This is a genomic window from Pseudomonas sp. Q11 (genome assembly GCF_024494355.1).
Taxonomy (GTDB): Bacteria; Pseudomonadota; Gammaproteobacteria; order Pseudomonadales; family Pseudomonadaceae; genus Aquipseudomonas; species Aquipseudomonas hefeiensis.
This window is the reverse complement of the sequence record NZ_JAKNQY010000002.1, coordinates 188,613-212,173: the sequence shown is the minus strand read 5'-3', so window position 1 is coordinate 212,173 and position 23,561 is coordinate 188,613. Positions and strand designations below refer to the sequence as shown.

20 protein-coding genes are annotated in these 23,561 nt (G+C 60.3%); 11 read left to right on the top strand and 9 right to left on the bottom strand.

Annotated elements, in window-relative coordinates; translation table 11 throughout:
- Nucleotides 1–6 precede the first annotated feature (6 nt).
- On the top strand, nt 7–1,011 hold the full coding sequence (locus tag MA884_RS03065; RefSeq protein WP_256228961.1) for a glutathione S-transferase family protein: 1,005 nt from the start codon (nt 7–9) through the stop codon (nt 1,009–1,011).
- 137 nt (nt 1,012–1,148) lie between these two features.
- Here the strand turns inward: MA884_RS03065 and cysG are convergent, their stop codons facing one another.
- The 6 genes from cysG to MA884_RS03035 form a co-directional block, all read right to left on the bottom strand.
- A complete protein-coding gene (gene cysG / locus MA884_RS03060) occupies nt 1,149–2,543 on the bottom strand; it encodes a siroheme synthase CysG (RefSeq protein WP_256228959.1) in 1,395 nt (464 codons plus the stop codon).
- Nucleotides 2,544–3,824, bottom strand: coding sequence for a serine--tRNA ligase (serS, locus tag MA884_RS03055; RefSeq protein WP_256228958.1), 1,281 nt, complete (start codon nt 3,822–3,824; stop codon nt 2,544–2,546).
- Nucleotides 3,825–3,839: 15 nt separating this feature from the next.
- Nucleotides 3,840–4,214 carry a fluoride efflux transporter CrcB gene (gene crcB, locus MA884_RS03050; protein ID WP_047227715.1) on the bottom strand — a complete coding sequence of 125 codons (375 nt, stop codon included), beginning with the start codon at nt 4,212–4,214 and terminating at the stop codon, nt 3,840–3,842.
- Nucleotides 4,211–5,536: a replication-associated recombination protein A gene (locus MA884_RS03045; RefSeq protein ID WP_256228956.1), complete on the bottom strand. Its 1,326-nt coding sequence runs from the start codon at nt 5,534–5,536 to the stop codon at nt 4,211–4,213. Before MA884_RS03045 ends, crcB begins: the two co-directional genes overlap by 4 nt.
- Before the next feature lie 163 nt (nt 5,537–5,699).
- Nucleotides 5,700–6,323, bottom strand: a complete 624-nt coding sequence (lolA, locus tag MA884_RS03040) for an outer membrane lipoprotein chaperone LolA (protein ID WP_256228955.1) — start codon at nt 6,321–6,323, stop codon at nt 5,700–5,702.
- A 58-nt stretch (nt 6,324–6,381) separates the two neighbouring features.
- The gene (locus MA884_RS03035; protein WP_256228953.1) at nt 6,382–8,787 is read right to left on the bottom strand and encodes a DNA translocase FtsK; all 2,406 of its coding nucleotides are present in this window, start codon (nt 8,785–8,787) and stop codon (nt 6,382–6,384) included.
- A 317-nt stretch (nt 8,788–9,104) separates the two neighbouring features.
- Between MA884_RS03035 and trxB the strand changes: the two genes are divergently transcribed.
- The 4 genes from trxB (at nt 9,105) to infA (ending at nt 11,899) form a co-directional block, all read left to right on the top strand.
- On the top strand, nt 9,105–10,064 hold the full coding sequence (gene trxB / locus MA884_RS03030) for a thioredoxin-disulfide reductase (RefSeq protein ID WP_256228952.1): 960 nt from the start codon (nt 9,105–9,107) through the stop codon (nt 10,062–10,064).
- 70 nt (nt 10,065–10,134) lie between these two features.
- Nucleotides 10,135–10,815: a leucyl/phenylalanyl-tRNA--protein transferase gene (aat, locus tag MA884_RS03025; RefSeq protein WP_256228951.1), complete on the top strand. Its 681-nt coding sequence runs from the start codon at nt 10,135–10,137 to the stop codon at nt 10,813–10,815.
- Between the two features lie 57 nt (nt 10,816–10,872).
- On the top strand, nt 10,873–11,580 hold the full coding sequence (locus MA884_RS03020) for an arginyltransferase (RefSeq protein WP_256228950.1): 708 nt from the start codon (nt 10,873–10,875) through the stop codon (nt 11,578–11,580).
- 100 nt (nt 11,581–11,680) lie between these two features.
- Nucleotides 11,681–11,899, top strand: a complete 219-nt coding sequence (infA, locus tag MA884_RS03015) for a translation initiation factor IF-1 (protein ID WP_002553999.1) — start codon at nt 11,681–11,683, stop codon at nt 11,897–11,899.
- Between the two features lie 277 nt (nt 11,900–12,176).
- On the opposite strand, the gene clpA is transcribed toward infA, so the two are convergent.
- Together clpA and clpS are read right to left on the bottom strand one after the other, a co-directional pair.
- On the bottom strand, nt 12,177–14,447 hold the full coding sequence (gene clpA, locus MA884_RS03010; protein ID WP_047227721.1) for an ATP-dependent Clp protease ATP-binding subunit ClpA: 2,271 nt from the start codon (nt 14,445–14,447) through the stop codon (nt 12,177–12,179).
- A 29-nt stretch (nt 14,448–14,476) separates the two neighbouring features.
- Complete coding sequence (clpS, locus tag MA884_RS03005; protein WP_003180089.1) at nt 14,477–14,839, bottom strand: ATP-dependent Clp protease adapter ClpS; 363 nt, start codon at nt 14,837–14,839, stop codon at nt 14,477–14,479.
- Nucleotides 14,840–15,065: 226 nt separating this feature from the next.
- Here clpS and MA884_RS03000 point away from each other — a divergent pair, with 226 nt between their 5' ends.
- The gene (locus MA884_RS03000; RefSeq protein ID WP_371134721.1) at nt 15,066–15,338 is read left to right on the top strand and encodes a cold shock domain-containing protein; all 273 of its coding nucleotides are present in this window, start codon (nt 15,066–15,068) and stop codon (nt 15,336–15,338) included.
- An 81-nt stretch (nt 15,339–15,419) separates the two neighbouring features.
- Here the strand turns inward: MA884_RS03000 and icd are convergent, their stop codons facing one another.
- Complete coding sequence (icd, locus tag MA884_RS02995) at nt 15,420–16,676, bottom strand: NADP-dependent isocitrate dehydrogenase (RefSeq protein WP_256228949.1); 1,257 nt, start codon at nt 16,674–16,676, stop codon at nt 15,420–15,422.
- Between the two features lie 481 nt (nt 16,677–17,157).
- On the opposite strand from icd, the gene MA884_RS02990 reads away from it, so the two are divergent.
- From MA884_RS02990 to purB, 5 genes are all read left to right on the top strand, one after another.
- A complete protein-coding gene (locus MA884_RS02990; protein WP_256228948.1) occupies nt 17,158–19,383 on the top strand; it encodes an NADP-dependent isocitrate dehydrogenase in 2,226 nt (741 codons plus the stop codon).
- A gap of 198 nt (nt 19,384–19,581) precedes the next feature.
- A complete protein-coding gene (locus MA884_RS02985) occupies nt 19,582–20,028 on the top strand; it encodes an NUDIX hydrolase (RefSeq protein WP_256228947.1) in 447 nt (148 codons plus the stop codon).
- 59 nt (nt 20,029–20,087) lie between these two features.
- Nucleotides 20,088–21,212 carry a tRNA 2-thiouridine(34) synthase MnmA gene (gene mnmA, locus MA884_RS02980; RefSeq protein WP_256228946.1) on the top strand — a complete coding sequence of 375 codons (1,125 nt, stop codon included), beginning with the start codon at nt 20,088–20,090 and terminating at the stop codon, nt 21,210–21,212.
- Entirely contained in the window at nt 21,209–21,832 is a 624-nt protein-coding gene (gene hflD, locus MA884_RS02975; protein WP_047227727.1) for a high frequency lysogenization protein HflD, read from the top strand. The genes mnmA and hflD overlap by 4 nt, the downstream gene beginning before the upstream one ends.
- A gap of 295 nt (nt 21,833–22,127) precedes the next feature.
- Nucleotides 22,128–23,498 carry an adenylosuccinate lyase gene (gene purB / locus MA884_RS02970; protein WP_256228945.1) on the top strand — a complete coding sequence of 457 codons (1,371 nt, stop codon included), beginning with the start codon at nt 22,128–22,130 and terminating at the stop codon, nt 23,496–23,498.
- Nucleotides 23,499–23,561: the final 63 nt, after the last annotated feature.

Sequence of the window (23,561 nt, the reverse complement as noted above, 5' to 3'; positions counted from 1 at the left end):
ATCGAGATGGGGTTGTTAGTCGAAGGTCGCTGGCAGGACCAGTGGTACGAAAGCAAGGACGGCACCTTCCAGCGTGAACAGGCGCAACGCCGCCACTGGATCACCGCCGACGGCAGCGCCGGTCCCACGGGTGACAGCGGGTTTGCCGCCGAACGCGGGCGCTATCATTTGTATGTGTCCCTGGCCTGCCCCTGGGCCCACCGGACGCTGATCTATCGCAAGCTCAAAGGCCTGCAAGACCTGATCGATGTCTCGGTGGTCAGCTACCTGATGCTGGAAAACGGCTGGACGTTCGACAAGAGCCATGGCTCCAGCGGCGACAAACTCGATCATCTGGATTTCCTGCACCAGCGCTACACCGCCGATACGCCGGACTACACCGGTCGCGTCACCGTGCCAGTGCTGTGGGACAAACGGCAACAACGCATCGTCAACAACGAATCAGCGGAAATCATCCGCATGTTCAACAGCGCCTTCGACGGCTTGACCGGAAACGGCATGGACCTCTACCCCGAGCACCTGCGCCACGATATCGATGCATTGAACGAACGCATCTACCCGGCCGTGAACAATGGCGTGTACCGCGCCGGGTTCGCCACCACGCAGGCAGCCTACGAAGAAGCGTTCGATGGTTTATTCGCGGAACTCGACCGGTTGGAGGCAGTGCTGCAAGCCCGACGCTACCTGGCCGGGGAATACCTGACCGAAGCCGATATCCGCTTGTTCACCACGATCATCCGTTTTGACGCGGTGTATTTCGGCCATTTCAAATGCAACCTGCGGCGTATTGCGGATTATCCGAACCTGTCGAACTGGTTGCGGGAGTTGTACCAGTGGCCGGGGATTGCCGAGACCGTGGATTTCACCCATATCCAGCGCCATTACTACGGCAGCCACAAGACCATCAATCCCAACGGGATCGTGCCCAAGGGCCCGGAACAGGACTTCAGGGTTGCCCATGATCGGGAGCGGTTGAGTGGGAAAGGGATTTGGCGTGGGGTTGATAACTGATCCAGAATTTTTATTGCTTCTGAAGGCCAATCGCGAGCAGGCTAGCTCCCACATTGGATCGGCGTAGGCCTCAATTCTTCGGCTGAACGCGATCACATGTGGGAGCGAGCCTGCTCGCGATTGGGGCGGCGCGGTCTCTAGACCTGCCCCTGAGCCCCTTCAAACCACGCCAGTTTCTCACGCAGTTGCACCACTTCCCCAACGATCACCAGCGTCGGCGCATGAACCTCATGCTCGGCCACCAGTTTCGGTAAATTCGCCAGGGTGCCGGTAAAGACTCGCTGGTTGGACGTCGTGCCTTGCTGGATCAGCGCCGCCGGTGTGTCCGCTGCGCGACCGTGCTTGATCAACTCGTCGCAGATGATCGGCAGCCCCACCAACCCCATGTAGAACACCAACGTCTGCGCCGGTGACACCAGGTCCGGCCACGGCAAGTCGCTGGTGCCGTCCTTCAGATGGCCGGTGATGAACCGCACCGACTGGGCGTAATCGCGATGGGTCAGCGGGATCCCGGCGTAGGCCGCGCAGCCGCTGGCGGCAGTGATGCCCGGAACCACCTGGAACGGGATGCCATGGGCCGCCAACTCTTCGATTTCTTCACCGCCACGTCCGAAGATGAACGGATCACCGCCCTTCAACCGCACCACACGCTTGCCTTGCCGGGCCAGATCGACCAATTGCTGGTTGATCTGGTCCTGGGGCACCGCGTGCTCTGAGCGACGCTTGCCGACGTAGATCCGCTCGGCGTCACGCCGGCACAGCTCAAGGATCGCCGGAGCCACCAGACGGTCGTAAAGCACCACGTCCGCCTGCTGCATCAGTCGCAAGGCACGGAAGGTCAGCAGGTCCGGATCACCAGGGCCTGCGCCCACCAGATAGACCTCACCCGGTGCATTCGGCGCCTGGCCGGCAATTTTTTCACGCAACAGGCGCTCGGCCTCGGCGCCCTGCCCGGCCAACTGCCGGTCAGCGATAGGCCCCTGGAACACCTCTTCCCAGAACGCCCGGCGCTGCTGCACGTCCGGGAACAGCCCTTTGACCTGGCTGCGAAAACGCGCCGCCAGCCCGGCCAATTGCCCATAGGTCGACGGAATCCAGGTTTCCAGCTTGGCCCGGATCAGCCGCGCCAGTACCGGCGCATCGCCGCCACTGGACACCGCGATCACCAGCGGCGAGCGGTCGACAATCGCCGGGAAGATCACGCTGCACAGGGCTGGCGCGTCCACCACGTTGACCGGCACGCAGCGCTTATGGGCGTCAGCCGATACCTGGGCGTTGAGCGGCTCGTCGTCGGTGGCGGCAATGATCAAGCCGCAGCCGTCCAGATCCGCTTCAAGGTAACCGCGTAGGACGCATTCGCCACCGCTGCCACTGACCAGTTCCCGCAGCTGCGGTTCGATGTGCGGTGCGACCACCCGCAACAGCGCGCCGGCATCAGCCAGCAGGCGGGACTTGCGCAAGGCAATTTCCCCGCCGCCGACCACCAGCACGCGACTGCCGCGCAGGTTGTGGAACAGTGGCAAATAGTCCATTTAGCCGATGACCTCGATGCCGCCCATGTAGGGCTTCAACACCTCTGGCACACGGATCGAACCGTCGGCCTGCTGGTAGTTTTCCAGCACCGCCACCAGGGTGCGGCCCACGGCCAGGCCGGAGCCATTGAGAGTATGGACCAGCTCCGGCTTGCCGGTTTCCGGGTTGCGGAAACGCGCCTGCATGCGGCGGGCCTGGAAGTCGCCACAGTTGGAGCACGAGGAAATTTCGCGGTATTTGTCCTGGCTCGGGATCCAGACTTCCAGATCGTAAGTCTTCACCGCACTGAAACCCATGTCACCGGTGCACAGCGCCAGGGTGCGATAAGGCAGCTCCAGCAGTTGCAAGACCTTCTCGGCGTTGGCGGTCAGGCTTTCCAGCGCCTCCATGGACACCGAGGGCTCGACGATCTGCACCATCTCGACCTTGTCGAACTGATGCTGGCGGATCATGCCACGGGTGTCGCGGCCCGACGCCCCGGCTTCACTGCGAAAGCACGGCGTGTGGGCGACGAACTTGATGGGCAGTTGCTTGGCGTCGACGATCTCGCCAGCGACGATGTTGGTCAGCGACACTTCGGCGGTGGGAATCAGGTACAGGTCGGCCTCGCCTTCGCGGCTGATCTTGAACAGGTCTTCCTCGAACTTCGGCAACTGGCCAGTGCCTTGCAAGGCTGGCGCCTGAACCAGATAAGGCGTGTAAGCTTCTTCGTAGCCGTGCTCGGTGACGTGCAGGTTGATCATGAACTGCGCCAGGGCGCGATGCAGACGGGCTATCGGCCCGCGCAACAAAGCAAAGCGGGCGCCCGACAGCTTGGCGGCGGTTTCGAAATCGAGCCAGCCGAACTTCTCGCCCAGGGCGACGTGATCCTGCACCGGGAAATCAAAGACTTTGGGCGTGCCCCAACGGCGCACTTCGACGTTGCCCTCTTCGTCTTCACCGACCGGCACCGATTCATGCGGCAGGTTGGGGATACCCAGCAGGATCGAATCCAGTTCGGTCTGGATCGCGTCCAGCTCGATCTTGCCGGCACTCAACTCACCCGCCATGCGCTCGACATCGGCCATCAGCGGTGCGATGTCTTCGCCGCGCTGCTTGGCCTGACCGATGGATTTGGAGCGCGCGTTACGTTCAGCCTGCAGGGCTTCGGTGCGGGTCTGGACGGTCTTGCGCTGTTCTTCCAGCGCTTCGATGCGCGCGACGTCCAGGGCAAAGCCACGGGATGCCAGGCGGTCCGCTACGTCCTGAAGGTTGCTACGTAACAGTTTGGAATCGAGCATGTCGGTCTCTCGTTATCAAAGTTTGGTCAGGGACAGGCCGGCCCAGGTGGCGAGCAGCCCGCCGAATACGCTGATGGCCGCGTAGCCCAGGGCCAGCGGCACCTGCCCGCTTTCCAGCAGGCGCACCGTATCCAGTGAAAAGGATGAAAAAGTCGTCAGGCCGCCAAGAAAGCCGACCAACAGCCCCGCGCGCACCTCGATGGGCACCTCGGGGCGAATCAAAAACAGACCGTATAGAACGCCGATCAGCAAACAGCCCACGATATTAACGGCCAGCGTGGCCGTATAGAAGTGCCGGGGCCAATTTGCGTTGACCCAATTGCCAGTCGCAAAGCGCAACAACGTGCCGGCAACGCCACCGGCGGAGACTGCGAGGATCAAGGGAATCAAGGTTTTCTCCGCTGCCGTGGACTCAGACGGTCCAGTTGTGCCAGGTGATTGAGTTTCTCGCCGATCTTCAGTTCGAGGCCCCGAGGCACTGGCTGGTAGAAGCGCTGGGGTTCGAGTTCATCGGGGAAATAGTCTTCACCGGCGGCATAGGCGTCCGGTTCGTCGTGAGCGTAACGGTATTCATCGCCGTAGCCCAATTGCTTCATGAGTTTGGTCGGCGCGTTACGCAGGTGCAGCGGCACTTCCAAGGAACCATGCTCGGTGGCGCTGCGCATCGCGGCCTTGAAGCCCATGTACACCGCATTGCTTTTCGGCGCGCAGGCCAGGTAGGTGATGGCCTGGGCCACGGCGAGCTCGCCTTCCGGGCTGCCGAGGCGCTCCTGCACATCCCAGGCCGCCAGGCACAGGCTCAGGGCGCGGGGGTCGGCGTTGCCGATGTCTTCGCTGGCCATGCGCACCACTCGGCGTGCCAGGTACAACGGGTCGCAACCACCGTCGATCATTCTGGCGAACCAGTACAACGCCGCATCGGGGTTGGAGCCGCGTATGGATTTGTGCAGCGCCGAAATCTGGTCATAGAACGCCTCACCGCCCTTGTCGAAGCGGCGCCGGGTATCGCCCAACAGGCTTTGCAGCAGTTCGACGCCGATCTCGCTGTTGTCTTCGGCCAGGTCCGAGGCGTTTTCCAGCAGGTTGAGCAAGCGTCGACCATCGCCATCGGCGGCTGAAAACAGGATCTGGAAGCCCTCATCGCTGAGGCTCAACTGGCGTTTGCCCAGGCCGCGTTCCTCGGTCAGCGCCCGGTGCACCAGCTTGCGCATCGCCGCCTCGTCGAGGCTCTTGAGCACATAGACCCGCGCCCGGGACAGCAAGGCGTTGTTGAGTTCGAACGAAGGGTTTTCGGTGGTCGCGCCGATGAAGATCAGCGTCCCGTCTTCGACGTAGGGCAGGAACGCGTCCTGCTGCGACTTGTTGAAACGGTGCACTTCATCGACAAACAGGATGGTGCGCTTGCCGTACTGCCCGGCCTGCTGCTTGGCGACTTCCACCGCCTGGCGGATTTCCTTGACCCCGGCCAGCACCGCCGACACCGTTTCGAAATGGGCATCCGAGACTTCGGCCAGCAGCCGCGCCAGGGTGGTCTTGCCTACACCCGGCGGGCCCCAGAAGATCATCGAATGCAGCGCGCCCTGCTCCAGCGCTTCGCGCAGTGGCTTGCCGCGAGCGAGCACATGCTCCTGGCCGACGTACTCATCCAGGTTGGTCGCGCGCAGGCGGGCGGCCAATGGCTGGGCAATCGGGGCGCTTCGAAACAGGTCCATCACAACTTATGCAACCTCCGCTGGGTCCTGGTGCCGATTCTCTCTGCCGGAGCAGATCTGTGGGAGCATCTGTGGGAACAAGGCCTTGCTCCCACAGATTCTCCCACAAGCCTTGCTCCCACAGGCCCTTCCCTACAGGTCATTTCCCACAGGGGCTTTGGGTTTATTCCTGGATCACGTCCGCACCCTTGGGGATGTCGAACTTGAACTTGGACGCAGCGATCGGCTCGTTGGCCTTGACCCCGGTGAACAGGATATTGGTGCGCTGGCCGACGCTGTCGATCAGTTGCATGTCGTTGACCAGGCCGTTGCGAAATGACAGGCGCAGGCTGTCGAACAGGCTGTCCGTGGTCTTGGGCTTGAGGGTGAAGTCAATCACACCACCGGCCTCTTTGGAGCTGATGTCGAAACTCTGGCTGATCTTGGAAACATCGCCGGAGAGCAGCAACGCCGGGGTCTGGGTCAGGCGCTGGTCCAGGGTCTTGATGGTGACCTGTTCCAGGTCCGGGTCCCACAGCGAGACTTTCTTGCCATCGGACACCATCAGTTGTTCGGCAGGCGCATCGGTGTGCCAATAGAACAGGCCCGGACGCTGCAAGGCCATGTCACCCGCGGTTTCCTGCAACTGGGTGCCGCTGCCGTCGAGGGTCAGTTGGGAGAAACGAGCGGTCAGGGTCTGGGAACGTTCCAGCAACTGGGTCAGGCGGGCCACGTCCTTTTCATCGGCATGGGCCGACAAGGTGGTCAGGGCCAGTACGGGCAACAGCAACATGCGAATCAGGCGCATGGGAGTCCTCTTGAAGTCGTGGGAGGTCGAGCGGCGTGTCGCCAGGCCGCTCAGGTCATTAATCGCGCATCGGGCCCGGCGCCAATACTTCGCGCGAACCGTTGGTGTTCATCGCCGTCACGACCCCGGCCATTTCCATGGCCTCGATCATGCGTGCGGCGCGGTTGTAGCCGATCTTGAGTTTGCGCTGAACGGCGGAAATCGAGGCCCGGCGGCTTTCCAGGACGAACTGCACCGCTTCGTTATAGAGCGCATCGGTTTCGGCATCGTCGTCGCCACCACCGCTGCTGCCCTCGAAACCGCTGCCGGCCTCCTCGACACCGTTGAGGATGTCGTCGTTGTATTCAGGTGCGCCTCGCAGTTTCCAGGCTTCCACTACCCGGTGCACTTCATCGTCGGACACGAACGCGCCGTGCACACGAATCGGCAGGCTGGTGCCCGGCGGCATGTAGAGCATGTCACCGTGGCCGAGCAACTGCTCGGCACCGCCCTGGTCGATGATGGTCCGCGAGTCGATCTTGCTCGACACCTGGAACGCCATGCGAGTCGGGATGTTGGCCTTGATCAGGCCGGTGATCACGTCCACCGACGGCCGCTGTGTCGCGAGAATCAGGTGGATACCGGCCGCGCGGGCCTTCTGTGCGATACGGGCGATCAGTTCTTCGACCTTCTTGCCGACGATCATCATCATGTCGGCGAATTCGTCCACCACCACCACGATGGTCGGCAGCTTGTGCAGCAGCGGCGCTTCGTCGTGGATGTTCTCGCGGTGGTACAGCGGGTCGGTCAACGGCGTACCGGCCTCTTCGGCTTCCTTGACCTTGGCGTTGAAGCCCGACAGGTTACGCACGCCCATCTTCGCCATCAGCTTGTAGCGGCGCTCCATCTCGGCGACGCTCCAGCGCAGGGCGTTGGCGGCGTCCTTCATGTCGGTCACCACCGGGCACAGCAGGTGCGGAATGCCTTCGTAGATCGACAGCTCGAGCATTTTCGGGTCGATCATGATCAGCTTGGCGTCTTCCGGGCCGGACTTGAACAGAATCGACAGGATCATCGCGTTCACACCCACCGACTTACCGGAACCGGTGGTACCGGCCACCAGCAGGTGGGGCATTTTCGCCAGGTCGGTGATGACCGGCTTGCCGCCAATGTCATGGCCCAGGGCCAGGGTGACCGGCGACTTGTGGTTGTCGTATTCAGGGGTCGAGAGCACTTCGGAGAAGCGCACGATCTGCCGGTCTTCGTTGGGAATCTCGATGCCCACGGTGGTCTTGCCGGGAATGACTTCCACCACCCGCACGCTGGTCACGGCCAGGGAGCGCGCCAGGTCCTTGGCCAGGTTGGAGATACGGCTGACCTTCACGCCGGCGGCCGGCTGGATTTCGTAACGGGTAATCACCGGGCCCGGGTGGATCGAGTCCACCGAAACCTCAACACCAAACTCCTTGAGCTTGATTTCCAGCAGGTGACCGACGGCCGCCAGGGATTCTGGGGAATAGTTGAGCTGTTTCTTCTCGGCCGGGTCCAGGATCGAGATCGGCGGCAAGGTGCCTTCCACCGCGCTGTCGACGAACAGCGGCGCCTGCTTCTCTTTCTGCACGCGCTTGCTCTGCTCAGGGGGCTTGGCCGGAGCCATGGTAATAACCGGCGGCAGCTGTTTTTCACGGTCGGACATGTGCTTGCTCAGGGCCTGTTCACGTTCGATCAGGCGTTCCTTGACCTTGGCCTGCTCGCGCTTGTCCGTGACGGTTGGGGCCACCACGTCGTGGACGCGGTCGTCCACCTCACGCAGTTGCGCCACCAGCTGCTTGCGCTCGGTGCGCGCCGCCCACCAGCGATTCATGGCGCCCTGAATCAGTTCGATCAGGTCCAGGGTGATCTTGCCGGTGACGTCCATCACCTTGAACCATGACAGGTCGGTGAACACGGTCAGACCGAACAGGAACAGAGCGATGAACAGCAGCGTGCTGCCCTGGATGTTCAGGGCATTTTTGGCCAGCTCGCCAAGACTTTCCCCCAGCGCGCCGCCCGCTCCGGCCGGCAGACCGGTGGGGGCGTGGAAATGGATATGGGCCAGCGCGGCGCCCGACAGCACCAGGAATACCAGGCCGATCAGGCGCCAGGAGAACAGCCAGCCGCTCCACTGCCAGGGCTCGTGGCGTTGACGAAAAATCTGATAGGCCTTGATCGCCAGCAAAAGCGGAAAGATGTAGGCGAAATAGCCCAGCACCATGAACAGGATGTCGGCGCTGTAGGACCCGGCCGGACCGCCGAAATTCTGCACATCGTCGATCTTGCTGTTATGGCTCCAGCCCGGATCGTCCTTGCCGTAGGTCAGCAAGGCCATCATCAGGAACAGGCACAAGGCGCCGATGGCGATCAACGCACCTTCCTTGAGCCGGTAGTGCAATTGCTGGCGCCAGAGCGGAACGACTGTTTTAGGTGCTGCGGTGGATTTCTTCAAAACGCTTCTTTTCCTGCGCCAAAGGCGCGTCCATCTGTTGAATGACTATAAAAAACTGCCCATCACGAGCAGGTAAAAAGTGAATGTGCACAACCGGTACTACTTTTACCACTGTGACATGCATCCAGAAAACCGCAGGTGTTGCCGAAGATTTTGATCTTTTGCCTCTCCTGCGTTCAAAACTCAAGCATTGTACGGGTTTGTCGGCCTCAAGGCATTGCCGGCGCATTGGCTACAGCATAGCCAAAAACAATATGTACTGGCGCCAATTGGAGCATGCATTCTCTTTTGTGACAAAGGCTTATGAGGTGTTTTTTATGAGCGAAGTGAAGCATTCACGCCTGATCATTCTCGGCTCCGGCCCCGCGGGATACAGCGCCGCGGTGTATGCCGCCCGGGCCAACCTCAAACCCGTTGTCATTACCGGCCTGCAGGCAGGTGGTCAACTCACCACCACCGTCGAAGTCGACAACTGGCCCGGCGATGTCGAAGGCTTGACCGGTCCGGTGCTGATGGAGCGTATGCAACGGCACGCCGAGCGCTTCGACACGCAGATCGTCTACGACCATATCCACACCGCCAAGTTGCAACAGCGCCCTTTCGAACTCATCGGCGACAGCGGCACCTACACCTGCGACGCACTGATCATCGCTACCGGGGCATCGGCCCAATACCTGGGCCTTGCATCGGAGCAGACCTTCGCCGGCAGAGGCGTTTCCGCCTGCGCGACCTGCGACGGATTCTTTTACCGCAATCAAGTAGTGGCGGTGGTCGGCGGCGGCAATACGGCGGTTGAGGAGGCTTTGTACCTGTCCAACATCGCCAGTGAGGTACATCTGATTCACCGCCGGGACAAACTGCGCGCGGAGAAAATACTGCAGGACAAGCTCTTCGAAAAAGCCCGCAACGGCAATGTGAAACTGCACTGGAACCAGAATCTGGATGAAGTGCTGGGCGACGCCAGCGGCGTGACCGGCGCGCGTCTGCGCCAGAGTGAGACCGGCCAGACCAGCACCTTGTCCCTGGCCGGCGTTTTTATCGCTATCGGCCATCAACCCAACACCGAGCTGTTCCAGGGCCAACTGACAATGCGCGACGGCTACCTGATCGTGCGCGGCGGTAGCGAGGGTAACGCCACTGCAACCGATATCGAAGGCGTGTTCGCGGCGGGCGACGTGGCCGATCACGTGTATCGACAGGCCATTACGTCGGCCGGCGCCGGTTGCATGGCCGCACTCGACGCAGAGAAGTATCTCGATGACATTCCGGTCCTTTGACGGTTAACCTCTAGGCGAGCTCTCGCCTGTCAGCGAGAGCCGCCCTCCCCTTCTGCACGCCCGGATGACCATGCTGACCTGGTTACAACGCAACACGTTTGATTTTCCGCCACTGGCCAAAGCCTTGCGCGATCCCAACGGCTTGCTGGCCGCCGGTGGCGACCTGTCCGCGGATCGGCTGATCCAGGCCTATCGCCACGGCTGCTTCCCATGGTTTTCCGAAGGCCAGCCGATTTTATGGTGGTCACCGGACCCACGCACCGTACTGTTTCCCGACGAACTGCATGTATCGCGCAGCCTGGGCAAGCTTTTGCGCAGGCAGCGCTATGCCGTGACGTTCGACAAAGACTTTACCGCGGTCATCGAGGCCTGCGCCGCGCCCCGGGAATACGCTGACGGCACCTGGATTACCGAGGCCATGCAAACCGCCTATCTAGAGCTGCATCGACGTGGTTTTGCCCACTCAGTGGAAGTCTGGGACCAGGGCATGCTGGTGGGCGGACTGTATGGCCTGGCCATGGGGCAGCTGTTTTTTGGCGAGTCCATGTTCAGTCGGGCCGACAACGCATCGAAATTCGGCTTCGCGACCCTGGTCCAACATCTCAAAGAGGCCGGTTTTGTGCTGATCGACTGCCAAATGCCCACCGAACACCTGCACAGCTTGGGCGCCCGATCGATCCCCAGGGCTGAGTTTGCCGGTTATCTCAAGGCGTATCTGGACCAGCCCAGCCACGCAACCTGGGTTTGCTGAGCGACAATGGCGCTCCTGGCTTACACTTAATCCAAAGCTTACTCCCGAGGGTTGATCATGACCGAGTTGGCGCGTTTGAAGTTTTATGCCACTCAACCCCACTCTTGCAGTTACCTGCCCGAGGAGCAGGCCACGACGCTGTTCCTCGACCCTAGCCAGCCCATGGATGTGCATGTCTACGCAGATCTGTCGGAGATGGGCTTCCGTCGCAGTGGCGATCATCTCTACCGGCCCCATTGCCAACAGTGCAATGCGTGCGTTCCGGCGCGCATTCCCGTGGCTCAATTTGTACCCAATCGCCAGCAGAAGCGTATTTTCAAGCGCAACGCCGATCTTCAGGTTCGGCCGGCCAAGCCGCAGTTCAGCGAGGAGTACTTCGACCTGTACCAGCGCTATATCGAGCAGCGCCACGCCGACGGCGACATGTACCCGCCCAGCCGTGATCAGTTTTCGACCTTTCTGGTCCGCGACCTGCCATTTTCCCGTTTCTATGAGTTCCGCCTCGAAGGGCGGCTGATGGCCATCGCCGTCACAGACTTGCTGCCCAATGGACTTTCGGCGGTGTACACCTTCTATGAGCCCGACGAAGAACGGCGCAGCCTGGGGCGTTTTGCCATTCTCTGGCAGATCAACGAAGCCCGGCGACTGGGGCTGGAGGCGGTTTACCTGGGCTACTGGATCAAAAACTGCAAAAAAATGAATTACAAGACCCAATATCGCCCCATCGAATTGCTGATTAACCAGAGATGGGTCGTCCTCAGTTAGAACCCCTTGGCTTAAACCCCCTTTTTCGGGCACAATGCACGCCGCTTTTGCCTGGCGCAGTTGCACCGGGCCATTCACTGGATACCGAGGGCTTTACTGCATGTCGAAAGAAGACAGCTTCGAAATGGAAGGCACTGTCGTCGACACCCTGCCCAACACCATGTTTCGCGTGGAGTTGGAAAATGGGCACGTCGTAACCGCGCACATCTCCGGCAAGATGCGCAAGAACTACATTCGTATTCTTACCGGTGACAAAGTGCGCGTCGAGCTGACGCCCTATGACTTGAGCAAAGGGCGCATCACTTACCGCGCTCGCTAACAAGTCAATACAAAACGCCCGGCTGATGCCGGGCGTTTTTGTTTGTGGGAGCCAAGCTTGGCTCCCACAGGGAATTGGCGGTGAAACCCAATCTTGTGCCTTGCCGAAAACAAACTGTGGGAGCGGGCTTGCTCGCGAAAGCGGTGGGTCAGTTTGCATAGATGTTGAATGTACAACTGCATTCGCGAGCAAGCCCGCTCCCACAGGAGATCGGCGTGTTTCTGAAACCAGCAAAAAGGCGCCTTTGGGCGCCTTTTGCTTTTCTTGCCTGTAACGATCAGGCCATTTCAGCCGTGGTTTCGAAGTCGAAGGTCAGCTCGCCGTCCTTGATGTCGATGTGGACCACACCGCCATGTTCGGCCAGTTCACCAAAGAGGATCTCCTCTGCCAGTGGACGCTTGATCTTGTCCTGGATCAGGCGAGCCATCGGCCGTGCGCCCATCGTCACATCGTAACCACCGGCCGCCAGCCAACTGCGGGCCGCATCGGTGACCTCCAGCAACACACGCTTGTCTTCGAGCTGCGCCTGAAGTTCGGTAAGGAACTTGTCCACAACGCTTTTGATGACCTCATGGCTGAGGCGACCAAACTGGATAATGGTATCCAGGCGGTTGCGGAATTCAGGCGTGAAGCTCTTCTTGATCACTTCCATCGCATCGGACGAATGGTCCTGATGGGTGAAACCGATCGAAGCGCGAGCCGCGGTTTCGGCACCGGCGTTGGTGGTCATGATGATGATCACGTTGCGGAAGTCCGCCTTGCGCCCGTTGTTATCGGTCAGCGTACCGTGGTCCATGACCTGCAGGAGCAGGTTGAAGACTTCCGGATGCGCCTTCTCGATTTCATCGAGCAACAGCACACAATGTGGCTGCTTGGTGATGGCCTCGGTCAGCAGACCGCCCTGGTCGAAACCGACATAACCTGGAGGCGCACCGATCAAACGCGATACGGTGTGGCGCTCCATGTACTCGGACATATCGAAACGAACCAGTTCGATGCCCATCGCTTTGGCCAATTGCCGTGCAGCCTCGGTCTTGCCGACACCGGTAGGACCTGCGAACAGGAAAGAACCCACCGGTTTGTCCGGCGACTTGAGACCGGCACGGGACAGCTTGATGGCGGTCGACAATGAATCGATGGCCGCATCCTGACCGAACACCGTCAGTTTCAGGTCACGCTCCAGATTGCGCAGCAACTCCTTGTCGGAGCTGGTGACGTGCTTGGGCGGAATCCGCGCGATTTTCGCCACGATATCCTCGACCTGTGGGACTTCGATGCGCTTGACGCGCTTCTCCACCGGCTGAAGACGCTGATAGGCTCCAGCTTCGTCGATAACATCAATGGCCTTGTCAGGCATGTGCCGGTCATTGATATAGCGCGACGCCAGTTCAGCGGCGGCGCGCAGGGCTTCATCGCTGTATTCGATATTGTGATGCAGTTCGAAACGCCCCTTCAGGCCGCGCAGGATACCGATGGTGTCTTCCACCGAAGGCTCCGACACGTCGACTTTCTGGAAACGCCGGGCCAAGGCACGGTCCTTCTCGAAAATCCCGCGAAACTCCTGGAACGTGGTCGAGCCAATGCAACGGATATCACCCGAGGACAGCAGCGGCTTGAGCAGGTTCGAGGCATCCATGACGCCACCGGACGCGGCACCCGCACCGATGATGGTGTGGATTTCGTCGATGAACAGGATTGCTTGCGGACGCTTTTTCAGCTCGCCCAGCAACGCCTTGAAGCGCTTCTCGAAATCACCGCGGTATTTGGTGCCAGCCAGCAAGGCCCCCAGATCGAGGGAATACACCACACTGTTGGCGAGCAGATCCGGCACCTGGTTGTCGACGATGCGTTTGGCCAGACCTTCGGCAATCGCCGTCTTGCCCACGCCCGCCTCGCCCACCAGCAGCGGGTTGTTCTTGCGGCGCCGGGCCAGGATCTGGGCGACCCGCTCGACTTCCGCCTCGCGTCCGACCAGTGGATCGATCCGTCCCTGGCGCGCCAGTTCATTCAGATTGCTGGCATAGGCGTCCAGCGGATTGCCTGAAGAAGAAGACTCACCGCCCTCGTCATCCTGCATATCCTGCTCACCTTCGGAGTGATCGCCGTGCCCAGGCACCTTGGAGATGCCATGGGCGATGTAATTGACGACATCGATGCGCGCAACACTCTGCTGCTTGAGCAGGAAAACCGCCTGGCTTTCCTGTTCGCTGAAGATGGCAACCAGCACGTTGGCGCCGGTCACTTCACGCTTACCCGAGCTCTGTACATGAAAGACAGCACGCTGCAGGACACGCTGGAAGCCCAGGGTTGGCTGGGTTTCGCGATCCTCGTCATGAACGGGGATCAATGGCGTGGTGGAGTCGATGAACTCCTGCAGGTCATGCTTGAGTTTATCGAGGTTTGCGCCGCAGGCACGCAAAACGGTGGCGGCAGCCTCGTTATCCAATAGGGCCAGCAGCAGGTGCTCGACGGTCATGAATTCATGACGCTTCGAACGAGCCTCCTTGAAGGCAAGATTGAGGGTGACTTCGAGCTCGCGGTTTAACATAGCTTCACCTCATACCCAAGTGGTCGGCGTTAACCGTCCTTCTCGATTTCACAGAGTAGCGGATGCTGGCTTTCCCGGGCGTACTGGTTGACCTGCATGGCCTTCGTCTCGGCGATGTCGCGGGTAAACACTCCACATACTGCCCGTCCCTCTGTATGGACGGCCAGCATGACCTTGGTCGCCAGCTCGCGATTCAGGTTAAAAAACACCTCGAGCACTTCGACGACGAAATCCATCGGTGTGTAGTCATCGTTGAACAAAACCACCTTGTACATCGGTGGCGCCTGTAATGCAGGCTTTGCTTCCTGAACAGCAATGCCTGCGGAATCGTCGTCGTGTAGATCCGGGCGATCCTGATTGAATGTTAGTCGAATCTGGCTGACTGCATGCATGGAAAGAAAGGTTCGTTTAGTTGGCGAATACAGTGATGGGGGCGCTTGTGGGCGATTTCAACCACGACCACCCGGCCACCTTGACTATCGGGAAAACGGTGTTACAACCAATAGAGCCCATCGTGGGTTAAAAAGGTCCGTGGAATCGATCCTGTTTTCAAGATTAGACTGCGGATGGACTGGATGATACTCCACTGATGGAGTGTGTTGCAGAGGGATATGACCTATGTCGGTCGTCAAGATGAGTGGCAAAGTCAAATGGTTCAATAACGCCAAGGGCTACGGTTTCATTATTGCAAACGGCAGGGATGAAGACCTTTTCGCCCATTACACGGCGATCTGCATGGAAGGCTATAAAACCTTGAAAGCCGGGCAACCTGTAACATTCAATGTCATCCAGGGCCCCAAGGGCCTGCATGCGGTCAATATCACGCCGGACACCATCGAAGCCACCCCTTGCGCCACCCCCGTCAATGTCATGACCACTGAAGTCCATTGATCGGCAGCCGCCGCCCCGACAAATAATAAAATGCCCGGCTCGATCACTCGAGCCAGGCATCCCTGCCGAACACCGATCCGCTTACATGTGCGAGATCATTGCATCGCCGAAGCCCGAGGAAGACATCAGCTTGGCGCCCTCCATCAAGCGTTCGAAATCATAGGTCACGGTCTTGGCCGAAATCGCGCCGTTGGTGCCCTTGATGATCAGGTCGGCCGCTTCGGTCCACCCCATGTGACGCAGCATCATTTCCGCGGACAGGATCAGCGAACCCGGGTTGACCTGGTCCTTGCCTGCATACTTGGGCGCGGTACCGTGGGTGGCTTCGAACATCGCCACGGTGTCAGACAGGTTGGCGCCTGGCGCGATACCGATACCGCCCACTTCCGCTGCCAGGGCGTCGGAGAGGTAGTCACCATTGAGGTTCAGGGTCGCGATCACGTCGTATTCGGCCGGGCGCAGCAGGATCTGCTGGAGCATGGCATCGGCGATGGCATCCTTGACGATGACATTCTTGCCGGTTTTCGGGTTCTTGAATTGCATCCACGGCCCGCCGTCGAGCAGGGTCGCACCGAACTCCTCGGCGGCCACTTCGTAGGCCCACTCCTTGAAGGCACCTTCGGTGAACTTCATGATGTTGCCTTTGTGCACGATGGTCAGCGAATCGCGGTCGTTGTCGACCACATATTGCAAGGCCTTACGGGCCAGACGCTGGGTGCCCTGCTTGGAAACCGGCTTGACCCCGATGCCGCAGTTCTCGTCGAAACGGATCTTGGTCACGCCCATTTCTTCTTTCAGGAACTTGATGACCTTGGTGGCTTCGGCCGAACCGGCCTTCCACTCGATGCCAGCGTAAATATCTTCGGAGTTCTCACGGAAGATCGTCATGTCCACGTCGCCAGGCTTTTTGACCGGGCTCGGCACGCCTTCGAACCAGCGCACCGGACGCAAACACACGTACAAATCGAGCTGCTGACGCAGGGCCACGTTCAGCGAACGAATACCACCCCCGACCGGCGTGGTCAGCGGGCCCTTGATGGAAACCACGTAGTCCTTGACCGCGTCCAGGGTTTCCTGGGGCAGCCAGGTGTCCTGATCGTAAACCTGGGTGGCTTTTTCACCGGCATAGACTTCCATCCAGGAAATCTTGCGCTTACCGCCATAGGCCTTCTGAACCGCAGCGTCCACAACCTTGATCATGACCGGACTGATATCGACGCCAATGCCGTCGCCTTCAATGAAGGGGATGATCGGGTTGTCGGGAACATTAAGAGAATGGTCTGCATTGACGGTGATTTTGTCACCGACGGCTGGAACCTGAATCTTTTGATACCCCATGCTGAACTCCATTGCTTGGATTGAACATCTGGCTGCGTTCGAGCGTACCCCAGTTGAATCGGCGCGCAAACCCTACGTTAGGCTCATCCGGGGAAAAGCGGTGCAGTTCGCGCTGTACAACCCTGAAAACCAAGGGAAAAGCGCCAAACGTGAGCATAGCCTGCGCCTTCGGCACTGCGACGTTTAGACCAATGGACGTGTACGGAAGTCTATGAACCATCGGCAGATCGCCAGCTACCTATGTATAATGCCGCCGCTGACCACAGGGTCACGACGGCCGATGGCTCTATCACAAGACTTTCGGCCCGTTGAAAGCCGGACCGTTACCGCGGCCCGACCGCTTGACGCTCGACTGATGCACCCAACATCACCGCGAAGAAACCTCGACATTCGGCTCACGGATGACTTTGAACGAACGCGCTTACCCGGCGCCCCTCGAGTTTCTGCGCATGCTTTAGCAAAGAAGAGAGTTAATCCGAATATGCCCACCCGCTCGAAGATCATCTACACCTTCACCGACGAAGCGCCCGCCCTCGCCACCTATTCGCTGCTGCCGATCGTCGAAGCCTTTACCGCTTCGGCCGATATCGCCGTGGAAACCCGCGATATCTCCCTTGCAGGGCGCATCCTGGCCAGCTTCCCCGAGCAACTGGGTGACAAAGCCGTAGCCGACCACCTCGCCGAACTGGGCGACCTGGCCGTTACGCCTGAAGCCAACATCATCAAGCTGCCGAACATCAGCGCCTCGGTGCCGCAACTGCAGGCCGCGATCAAGGAATTGCAGGCCCAGGGCCATGCACTGCCGGACTACCCGGAAACCGTGACCAGCGATGCCGAGAAAGACGCTCGCGCCCGCTACGACAAGGTCAAGGGCAGCGCCGTGAACCCGGTTCTGCGTGAAGGCAACTCCGACCGTCGCGCACCGCTGTCGGTCAAGAACTACGCCCGCAAGCACCCGCACAAGATGGGCGCCTGGGCAGCCGACTCCAAATCCCACGTGTCCCACATGAGCACCGGCGATTTCTACGGCAGCGAAAAAGCCGCCCTGATCGACGCCGCCGGCAGTGTGAAAATCGAGCTGATCGCCCAGGACGGCACCGCCACTGTCCTGAAGGAAAAAACCACCGTACAAGCCGGTGAGATCCTCGACTGCGCCGTGATGAGCAAAAATGCCCTGCGCAACTTCATCGCCGCTGAGATCGAAGACGCCAAGCAAAAAGGCGTGCTGCTGTCGGTCCACCTCAAGGCCACCATGATGAAGGTCTCCGACCCGATCATGTTCGGTCAGATCGTTGCCGAGTTCTATAAAGAAGCCCTGGCCAAGCACGCACAAGTGCTGGAGCAGATCGGCTTCAACCTGAACAACGGCATCGGCGACCTGTACGCCCGCATCAAGGCCCTGCCGGCCGAGCAGCAGGCGCAGATCGAAGCCGACATCCAGGCGGTCTACGCAGCGCGCCCATCCCTGGCGATGGTCAACTCCGACAAAGGCATCACCAACCTGCACGTGCCGAGCGACGTCATCGTCGACGCCTCGATGCCGGCCATGATCCGTGACTCCGGCAAGATGTGGGGCACCGACGGCCAGTTGCACGACACCAAGGCCGTGATCCCGGATCGCTGCTACGCCACCATCTACCAGGCGGTGATCGAAGACTGCAAGCAACACGGTGCTTTCGATCCGACCACCATGGGCAGCGTGCCGAACGTCGGCCTGATGGCCAAGAAAGCCGAAGAGTACGGTTCCCACGACAAGACCTTCCAGATCAAGGCCGACGGTGTGGTCCGTGTTTCGGACAACACCGGTCGCACCCTGCTGGAGCAGAAGGTCGAGGCGGGCGATATCTTCCGCATGTGCCAGACCAAGGACGCGCCGATCCAGGACTGGGTCAAACTGGCCGTCAACCGTGCCCGCGCCAGCAACACCCCGGCGATCTTCTGGCTGGACCCGATGCGCGCCCATGACGGCGTGGTGATCGAGAAAGTCCAGACCTACCTGAAGGACTACGACACTGCCGGCCTGGACATCCGCATCATGTCGCCTGTCGACGCGATGAAGTTCACCCTGGCCCGCACCCGCGAAGGCAAGGACACCATTTCGGTGACCGGCAACGTATTGCGCGACTACCTGACCGACCTGTTCCCGATCATGGAACTGGGCACCAGCGCCAAGATGCTGTCGATCGTGCCGCTGATGAACGGCGGTGGCCTGTTCGAAACCGGCGCTGGCGGCTCGGCCCCCAAGCACGTGCAGCAGTTGCTGGAAGAGAACTTCCTGCGCTGGGATTCCCTGGGCGAGTTCCTGGCCTTGGCCGCGTCCCTCGAGCACCTGGGCGTGACCTACAACAACCCAAAAGCCCTGGTGCTGGCCAAGACTCTGGACCAGGCTACCGGTGAGTTCCTGGACCGCAACAAGTCACCTTCGCGCAAGGTCGGCGGCATCGACAACCGTGGCAGCCACTTCTACCTGACCCTGTTCTGGGCCCAGGCACTGGCCGCTCAAAACGACGACGCAGCCCTCAAGGGCCAGTTCGCTTCCCTGGCCAAGACACTGACCGACAACGAAGAAAAAATCGTTGCCGAGCTCAATGCCGTCCAAGGCAAACCGGTGGACATCGGCGGTTACTACTTCGCCAACCCGGAGCTGACCAGCAAGGCCATGCGCCCAAGCAACACCTTCAACGCGGCGATTGCTGCGCTGGTGTAAGGTTGTAAGGGAACACCACAAACCCCGGCCTGGTGCCGGGGTTTGTGCTTTCAGACACAACGCATTTCCCTTTGTGGGAGCGGGCTTGCTCGCGATAGCGGTATAACATTCAATACTGATACTGACTGACATACCGCTATCGCGAGCAGGCTCGCTCCCACATTTGACCGTGTTCAACCTTTGAATTGAGGAGACTTCATGGACTGGCAACCCCACATCACCGTCGCCACCATCGTCGAAGACCATGGCCGTTTCCTGATGGTGGAAGAATCCAAGGGCGGACGAGCGGTGCTCAACCAGCCCGCCGGGCACCTGGACCCGGACGAAACCCTGATCGAAGCCGCCGTGCGCGAAACCCTGGAAGAAACCGGCTGGGACGTCGAGCCCACCAGCGTGGTGGGCATTTACCTGTACACCGCCCCCAGCAATGGCGTGACCTACCAACGGGTTTGCTTCGCCGCAAAGGCCTTGAACCACCGCCCCGACTATCAACTGGACGATGGCATCCTGGGCGCCAAGTGGCTGACCCGCAACGAGTTGCTCGAACAACGTGAGCACTGGCGCAGCGAGCTGATCATCCGCTGCATCGACGATTATCTGACCGGTCATTGCCACAGCCTGACACTGATCCGTCCTTCTCTTTAGCCTTGCGCGTCCGGGCCTGATAGAATCGCGTCCTTTTTCAAGACACTCATTGAACTGCTATGCGTGATCCAGCCCCTTCTGACACCCCCAACAAGCACGTCATTGTCGGCATGTCCGGCGGCGTGGACTCTTCCGTTTCCGCCCTTCTGCTGATCGAGCAGGGTTATGAGGTGGAAGGCCTGTTCATGAAGAACTGGGAAGAAGACGACGGAACTGAATACTGCACCGCCATGGACGACCTGGCGGACGCCCAGGCCGTGTGCGACAGGATCGGCATCAAACTGCATACCGCCAACTTCGCCGCCGAGTACTGGGACAACGTGTTCGAGCACTTCCTGGCCGAATACAAGGCCGGTCGTACGCCGAACCCGGACATCCTCTGCAACCGCGAAATCAAGTTCAAGGCGTTCCTTGACTACGCCATGATGCTCGGTGCTGACCTGATTGCCACCGGCCACTATGTGCGCCGCCGCGATATCGATGGCCGCACCGAGTTGCTCAAGGGCCTGGACCCGAACAAGGACCAGAGCTACTTCCTGCACGCCGTCGGCGGCGAGCAGATCGCCAAGACCCTGTTCCCGGTGGGTGAACTGGAAAAGCCGCAAGTGCGCGCGATCGCCGAAAAACACGACCTGGCCACCGCCAAGAAGAAGGATTCCACCGGCATCTGCTTCATCGGCGAACGGCGTTTCAGCGATTTCCTCAAGCAGTACCTGCCGGCCCAGCCAGGCGAAATCAAGACCACCGAAGGCGAAGTCATCGGCCGCCACCATGGCTTGATGTATCACACCATAGGCCAGCGCCAGGGCCTGGGCATTGGCGGGCTGAAAGACGCCGGTGAAGAACCGTGGTACGTACTGGTCAAAGACCTGGAGCACAACGAGCTGATCGTCGGCCAGGGCAACGACCATCCGTGGCTGTTCTCCCGCGCCCTGCTCGCCTCCGACATCTATTGGGTCAACCCGATCGACCTCAGCCAACCGCGCCGCCTGACGGCCAAGGTTCGCTACCGCCAGAGTGATCAACCCTGCATGCTGGAAAAAACCGCCACGGGCTATCGTGCCACCTTCGACGACCCACAACGAGCAGTCACACCCGGCCAGTCCGTGGTGTTCTACGACGGGGAAATCTGCCTGGGCGGCGGCGTGATCGAAGTCGCAGAGCCCTGGAGCAGCAAGGCATGAGCCCGACCCAGGAGCAACTGACGGCGTTGGGCGGCGTGTTTCTCGCCGCCGTGCTGGTGGACCGGATCGCCAAGACCGGCCAGGCCACTGAAGCAGGCCTGAGCTGCATGCTCGGCAGCCTGCTGATTCGTGACCCCAAGGACACGCTTGAAGTCTATGGCGGTGATGACCTGAACCTGCGCGAGGGTTATCGCGCACTGATCGGCGCCCTGGAGCGCGACCCCAGCACTCTGCAACGCGAGCCGCTGCGCTACGCCCTGTCGATGCTGGGCCTGGAACGTCAGTTGGCCAAGCGCGACGACCTGCTGGACACCATCGGCAATCGCCTGCCGCAGATTCAGTCCCAGGTCGAACACTTCGGTCCCGCCCACGAAAACGTCATCGCCGCTTGCGGTGCGCTGTACCAGGACACCCTGAGCACCTTGCGCCAGCGCATCCAGGTACACGGCGACATGCGCAACCTGCAACAACCGAGTAATGCCTCGAAGATCCGCGCCCTGTTGCTGGCCGGGATTCGCTCGGCGCGGCTGTGGCGGCAGTTGGGTGGTCATCGCTGGCAATTGGTGATCAGCCGACGCAAATTGCTGAAAGAGCTTTACCCGTTGATGCGCAACGAATAAGTCGCCTCAGCCCGTTTTTTTTGTGGCGAGGGAGCTTGCTCCCGCTGGACTGTAGGAGCTGTCGAGTGCAACGAGGCTGCGATCTTTCCCCAGACACTTGAGTCTCAGGCGAAAGATCAAAAGATCGCAGCCTTCGGCAGCTCCTACAAGCCCAGCGGGAGCAAGCTCCCTCGCCACAGGTGATAAATAGTGTTTCCGTTACGCGTAATACGCCGGTCAGTTGGCGACGGACCGGCGATTGTTTTCATGTATGATACGCGCCCCATTTCGTTGCCCGACTGTCCGAGAACACCCCATGCAGCTTTCTTCGCTCACTGCGGTTTCCCCTGTTGACGGCCGCTACGCCGGCAAAACCCAGGCCCTGCGCCCGATTTTCAGCGAGTACGGCCTGATCCGTGCCCGCGTCCTGGTTGAAGTGCGCTGGCTCCAGCGCCTGGCCGCTCACCCTGCCATCAGTGAAGTCCCGGCGTTTTCCGCGCAAGCCAACGCGGTACTGAACGCCCTGGCTGAAAACTTTGTGCTGGAGCACGCCGAGCGCGTCAAAGAGATCGAGCGCACCACCAACCACGACGTCAAAGCCATCGAATACCTGCTCAAGGAGCAGGCGGCCAAGCTGCCGGAACTGGCCAACGTCAGCGAATTCATCCACTTTGCCTGCACCAGCGAGGACATCAACAACCTGTCCCACGCCCTGATGCTGCGCGAAGGCCGTGATGAGGTGATGCTGCCGCTGATGCGCCAGACCGCCCAAGCCATCCGCGAGCTGGCGATCCGCTTCGCCGACGTGCCGATGCTGTCGCGCACCCATGGTCAACCGGCCTCGCCGACCACCCTGGGCAAGGAACTGGCGAACGTGGTGTACCGTCTGGAGCGCCAGATCGCCCAGGTCGCCGCCGTGCCACTGCTGGGCAAGATCAATGGTGCCGTGGGCAACTACAATGCTCACCTGTCGGCCTACCCGGACATCGACTGGGAAGCCAACGCCCGCGCCTTCATCGAAGACGAGCTGGGCCTGAGCTTCAACCCGTACACCACCCAGATCGAGCCGCACGACTACATCGCCGAGCTGTTCGATGCGATCGCGCGCTTCAACACCATCCTGATCGACTTCGACCGTGACATCTGGGGCTACATCTCCCTGGGTTATTTCAAGCAGCGCACCATCGCCGGCGAAATCGGTTCCTCGACCATGCCGCACAAGGTCAACCCGATTGACTTCGAAAACTCCGAAGGCAACCTGGGCATCGCCAACGCCTTGTTCCAGCATCTGGCGAGCAAGCTGCCGATTTCCCGCTGGCAGCGCGACCTGACCGACTCCACGGTGCTGCGTAACCTGGGCGTGGGTTTTGCCCATAGCGTCATTGCCTACGAAGCCAGCCTCAAGGGCATCAGCAAGCTGGAACTGAACGAGCAGAAGATCGCCGCCGATCTGGACGCCTGCTGGGAAGTCCTGGCCGAGCCGATCCAGACCGTGATGCGTCGTTACAACATCGAAAACCCGTATGAAAAGCTCAAAGAACTGACCCGTGGCAAGGGCATCAGCCCGGAAGCGCTGCAGACTTTCATTGATGGCTTGGACATGCCTGCCGAGGCCCGCGCCGAGCTGAAAAAGCTCACGCCGGCCAACTACATCGGCAACGCAGCGGCACAAGCCAAGCGCATCTGATCCACCGCTTTACCCTGAGACGCCCGGCCGCGCCGGGCGTTTTCATTCGCGTCTGAAAAGTAT

Bases quoted from the DNA above. Each gene is read 5' to 3' on its own strand.
- MA884_RS03065 (WP_256228961.1), top strand. From the start codon at position 7: ATGGGGTTGTTAGTCGAAGGTCGCTGGCAGGACCAGTGGTACGAAAGC.
- cysG (WP_256228959.1), bottom strand. From the start codon at position 2,543: ATGGACTATTTGCCACTGTTCCACAACCTGCGCGGCAGTCGCGTGCTG.
- serS (WP_256228958.1), bottom strand. From the start codon at position 3,824: ATGCTCGATTCCAAACTGTTACGTAGCAACCTTCAGGACGTAGCGGAC.
- MA884_RS03045 (WP_256228956.1), bottom strand. From the start codon at position 5,536: ATGGACCTGTTTCGAAGCGCCCCGATTGCCCAGCCATTGGCCGCCCGC.
- lolA (WP_256228955.1), bottom strand. From the start codon at position 6,323: ATGCGCCTGATTCGCATGTTGCTGTTGCCCGTACTGGCCCTGACCACC.
- trxB (WP_256228952.1), top strand. From the start codon at position 9,105: ATGAGCGAAGTGAAGCATTCACGCCTGATCATTCTCGGCTCCGGCCCC.
- aat (WP_256228951.1), top strand. From the start codon at position 10,135: ATGCTGACCTGGTTACAACGCAACACGTTTGATTTTCCGCCACTGGCC.
- MA884_RS03020 (WP_256228950.1), top strand. From the start codon at position 10,873: ATGACCGAGTTGGCGCGTTTGAAGTTTTATGCCACTCAACCCCACTCT.
- infA (WP_002553999.1), top strand. From the start codon at position 11,681: ATGTCGAAAGAAGACAGCTTCGAAATGGAAGGCACTGTCGTCGACACC.
- clpA (WP_047227721.1), bottom strand. From the start codon at position 14,447: ATGTTAAACCGCGAGCTCGAAGTCACCCTCAATCTTGCCTTCAAGGAG.
- clpS (WP_003180089.1), bottom strand. From the start codon at position 14,839: ATGCATGCAGTCAGCCAGATTCGACTAACATTCAATCAGGATCGCCCG.
- MA884_RS03000 (WP_371134721.1), top strand. From the start codon at position 15,066: ATGTCGGTCGTCAAGATGAGTGGCAAAGTCAAATGGTTCAATAACGCC.
- icd (WP_256228949.1), bottom strand. From the start codon at position 16,676: ATGGGGTATCAAAAGATTCAGGTTCCAGCCGTCGGTGACAAAATCACC.
- MA884_RS02990 (WP_256228948.1), top strand. From the start codon at position 17,158: ATGCCCACCCGCTCGAAGATCATCTACACCTTCACCGACGAAGCGCCC.
- MA884_RS02985 (WP_256228947.1), top strand. From the start codon at position 19,582: ATGGACTGGCAACCCCACATCACCGTCGCCACCATCGTCGAAGACCAT.
- mnmA (WP_256228946.1), top strand. From the start codon at position 20,088: ATGCGTGATCCAGCCCCTTCTGACACCCCCAACAAGCACGTCATTGTC.
- hflD (WP_047227727.1), top strand. From the start codon at position 21,209: ATGAGCCCGACCCAGGAGCAACTGACGGCGTTGGGCGGCGTGTTTCTC.
- purB (WP_256228945.1), top strand. From the start codon at position 22,128: ATGCAGCTTTCTTCGCTCACTGCGGTTTCCCCTGTTGACGGCCGCTAC.